The following is a 1,044-nucleotide window of genomic DNA, read 5'->3' as shown; positions in this document are numbered from 1 at the left end:
AAAACCCCTCGCAGCACACGCTGTCGAGGGGTTTTGCAGAATAAGAGCCTGGCGATGACCTACTTTCACACGGGAATCCGCACTATCATCGGCGCGGAGCTGTTTCACGGTCCTGTTCGGGATGGGAAGGGGTGGTTCCAGCTCGCTATGGTCACCAGGCATGAGGGGTTGTGGCGCTGTCGGATTGGGACAGCGTCACGAATTGGGATGTAGTTGGGGTTGTGCTTACTGTGTCAACTTCGGTGGCACAAGGCGATCGCTCACCAGGTGAAACACACTGGTTATAGGATCAAGCCTTACGGGCAATTAGTACTGGTTAGCTTAACGCATTACTGCGCTTCCACACCCAGCCTATCAACGTCCTGGTCTCGAACGACCCTTCAAGGAGGTCAAGCCTCCAGGGAATCCTCATCTTCAGGCGAGTTTCCCGCTTAGATGCTTTCAGCGGTTATCTCTTCCGTACATAGCTACCCTGCGATGCCTCTGGCGAGACAACAGGTACACCAGCGGTACGTCCACTCCGGTCCTCTCGTACTAGGAGCAGCCCCCGTCAAGATTCCAACGCCCACGGCAGATAGGGACCAAACTGTCTCACGACGTTTTAAACCCAGCTCACGTACCTCTTTAAATGGCGAACAGCCATACCCTTGGGACCGGCTACAGCCCCAGGATGAGATGAGCCGACATCGAGGTGCCAAACACCGCCGTCGATATGAACTCTTGGGCGGTATCAGCCTGTTATCCCCAGAGTACCTTTTATCCGTTGAGCGATGGCCCTTCCATTCAGAACCACCGGATCACTATGTCCTGCTTTCGCACCTGCTCGACTTGTCGGTCTCGCAGTTAAGCACGCTTTTGCCATTGCACTTTAGGTACGATGTCCGACCGTACCAAGCGTACCTTCGAACTCCTCCGTTACACTTTGGGAGGAGACCGCCCCAGTCAAACTGCCTACCATGCACTGTCCCCGACCCGGATTCACGGGCCAAGGTTAGAACCTCAAACAAACCAGGGTGGTATTTCAAGGACGGCTCCACGTGAACT

At 54.9% G+C, this 1,044-nt stretch carries 2 rRNA genes; both read right to left on the bottom strand.

Annotation, left to right across the window (positions count from 1 at the left end):
• Positions 1 to 46: 46 nt before the first annotated feature.
• Positions 47 to 159 (bottom strand): 5S ribosomal RNA (rrf, locus tag FHX60_RS27565).
• A gap of 126 nt (positions 160 to 285) precedes the next feature.
• A 23S ribosomal RNA gene (locus tag FHX60_RS27560) occupies positions 286 to 1,044 on the bottom strand; the annotation flags it as partial.

Origin of the sequence: Cupriavidus alkaliphilus (assembly GCF_014191175.1) — a bacterium.
Taxonomy (GTDB): domain Bacteria; phylum Pseudomonadota; class Gammaproteobacteria; order Burkholderiales; family Burkholderiaceae; genus Cupriavidus; species Cupriavidus alkaliphilus.
The sequence above is the reverse complement of the archived record's forward strand: the minus strand, read 5'-3'. Positions and strand labels throughout refer to the sequence as shown.